Genomic DNA, 582 nt, shown 5'->3' on the forward strand with positions numbered 1-582 from the left:
ACACCTACGACGGCCTGGGCCGTCAACTCAGTACCACCGACGCCCTGCAAAAGACCAGCTACACCGAATACGATGACGCCAACCACAAAATCATCCAGCACAACACCAGTGGCCGCATCGACACCCAGGTCTACGACAACCAGGGGCACCTGCTCAGCAACACCCTCGGTGGCGAACTCACCACCAGCTACGGCTACGATGCCCTGGGCAGGCTCGTCTATGCCAAAGACCCGACCGGCGTCGAACAACTGCACATCTACGATGCCGCAGGCAATTTGCAGGCCGACATCAATGGCAAAGGCGAAGTCACCCAATACATCTACAACATCCTTGGTCAACGCGTCCAGACCATTGCCCGCGCCAATGCCCTGACAGATAGCCAGTTCCAGCAACTCAAAGGCCAGGTCCTTCAGACCGGCAATGCAGCAGCCAACATCAGTGTTATTCCTGTCACCGCCAGTGCCAGCGACATGATCGTCCGTACCCTGTACGACAAACTGGGCAGAGTCGCCAAAACCATCAGTCCACTGGGTGAAGTCACTGAGCTGCAATACAACGCTGCAGGCAACCTCGTTGCGACGA

At 57.2% G+C, this 582-nt stretch carries 1 protein-coding gene; it reads left to right on the forward strand.

Going from position 1 to position 582, the window contains the following annotated elements; translation table 11 throughout:
• A partial coding sequence (locus ACO0LF_RS31445) for a hypothetical protein (RefSeq protein ID WP_423021334.1) occupies positions 1 to 582 on the forward strand: 582 nt, incomplete at both ends.

The organism is Undibacterium sp. Di27W (assembly GCF_049340345.1).
Classification (GTDB): Bacteria; Pseudomonadota; Gammaproteobacteria; order Burkholderiales; family Burkholderiaceae_D; genus Undibacterium.